Consider the following 2117-nt stretch of genomic DNA (forward strand, 5'->3'; position numbering starts at 1 on the left):
CCCCGAGACGAAGACACGGAAGGCCGGTACCCAACCCGCGGATGAGAGTCTGATCAACCGTCGTCTCTGAGCTCCACCCCCAGCCCTGTGCAGCTTCAGCAGATCCGACTGCTTCGCAAACCTGCCAAGCAGGCGAGCCTTCTTGCCGTCAACCTTGACAGGGAACATGAGAGACTAGGTGTTGAACCCCAACCGCTTGCGCCGTTGAACTTCGAAAACCCGTCGGGTTAATTGCAGAGCCAGTCAAAAAAGCTCGATAACGGCGGGGATACGGCCATACGGGCCCCGAGGAAGTATGAAGCCGACAAGGTTGTTCGCATCTGACAAGCGAAACTCCCCCACCGTGCCGGTGTACGTCAACTCCAGCTTGTCCCCTTTCAAATAAATGGAATAGTTTTTGTCGCACTCATTGGGCGAGTACAGGCTGAGGCAACCTTCCTTGGGTGACTTGAAGGCGATGATATAAGAGATCAGACTGGAAACTCTTTTGGAAAACTCCTTGTCCTGCTTGGAAGCGTCCGACCCCGGGCTCAGTTCGATGTCGATGCGCGTTTTTTCAAACATGGCGTCGAACATGATCTGCTCGCGGACGAGCGGATCCGAAACGGCTTTCAATCCTTCGCGCACCGCGTAAGTTCTGATGACTGGATTGCTCGCGCATACCAGCTTCTGAAACGCGAAAAGTCGGTCCAGGGGATCGGCTGCCGTATCTAGTAATTTGTCCCGGTATTCTTTCGTTTCCGGGTCGGGTAGCGCGCTATATTCCTCGCAAGCGTGAGCAACCAATGGGAATGCCTGGATCCCAAAAACAATCGCGAGAAAAGTAACCAATCGAGTCGGCTGCATTGCAGATCACCCGTCCACGGTCGATGAAAATACAATCTGTATTGTACCCGCAAGTGACTTACGCTCGACAGAAACCACGCAATGGTCCCATAGCTTTGTAGGGGTTTGCAACGGGATACTGCGTTCGTAGCCGCGAAAGTTACGGTCTGGGATCGCCCGATCCCCGCTCAGGATAGTCACCCTAGCTTCCTTGGTGACCAGCCGAGCGGTGAAGTCATGGAAGCCGCAGAGATCGAATTTCTGTTCTTCGAGCACCCCAAAGACAGATTTGCCGGGGCGGGCTGGTAAAGGCAACGGTTCGGGAACTGGAGGCGCAGTTATCGCAGTCCGTGAGTCCGTGACTGGAGGAGGTGGTTCTTGTAGGGTCAAGGCAGGCGAAGGTTCAGGCAGTTTCATCGACGCTGGCACTTTATCTTCTAACTCAGCAGTCGAAAGGTCTTCCGATGGCGTTACCGATTGCTCGCATTCAAGTCGAGTCTTCGCTTTTCCGGAGTGAATCGGCTTTGTCCACTCGAATGGAAAGATAACGACCTCTTGATACCTTCTTTTGTCGAATTCGACCGGTGCACTACGCAGTAACATCGTGTTTTCTAGCATAATTGATAGATTACATTTTTTAATTATTGTACCGGATTTGTTATCAACCACAACCTCTACCCAAAACTGCGAACTGTCCGCATCAATTTTACTAATTCGTGCATCACGTATGCTTAGTTCATGCCCGATCTCTGAATCCCATAAACCGGAATGCGAGAGAAGGCCGAGAATATTCTCCTCAATTTTAGAGAGGTATGTAGTAAACACCGCAATCGTCGCCGCTGCACCCACCCCTAGCGCGGCCAACCGGTGATACCAAGCGCGCGTGCTCTTACGAGCAGCAGCATTCTCATCACTATCTTGCATAACACGACCGTTGTGCTTCAGCCGATCTTGACAGCTTGGCTGTCGAGAGTCGAGGCACCGTTCGACGGAGCTTGGCTCTACAGCGTCAATTGATGGGAGGCGGCCGTCGGGTCAGCGATCACTTCTTTTGCAATTGGTGACACCCTCGAACCATGGTCGGCGCTGCCAAAGGAGACGGTCCCTTCAGTATGCGAGGCGATGTCACGGTAACGGTAAACCTGGCAGTTTGGGCGGCCCGACTATCCAAACGAGGGAGTAAGCCATCGATATTATAGTGCCCTTCCCGAGAGATGGGTGACAGTTCATTCCGGATAGATGGGTTACACTTTCGGCCCTTTGCAAGGAGAGCAAGGTGCCTTGGAAGGAGT

Annotated in this window: 2 protein-coding genes; both read right to left on the minus strand. The window is 52.9% G+C overall.

From position 1 onward, the window contains the following. Positions 1-243: 243 nt before the first annotated feature. Positions 244-846 carry a hypothetical protein gene (locus tag ASD99_RS23365; protein WP_056590901.1) on the minus strand — a complete coding sequence of 201 codons (603 nt, stop codon included), beginning with the start codon at positions 844-846 and terminating at the stop codon, positions 244-246. Between the two features lie 6 nt (positions 847-852). After that, a complete protein-coding gene (locus ASD99_RS33615) occupies positions 853-1749 on the minus strand; it encodes a hypothetical protein (protein WP_156389058.1) in 897 nt (298 codons plus the stop codon). Positions 1750-2117: the final 368 nt, after the last annotated feature.

Origin of the sequence: Mesorhizobium sp. Root695, assembly GCF_001428185.1 — a bacterium.
Taxonomy (GTDB): domain Bacteria; phylum Pseudomonadota; class Alphaproteobacteria; order Rhizobiales; family Rhizobiaceae; genus Mesorhizobium.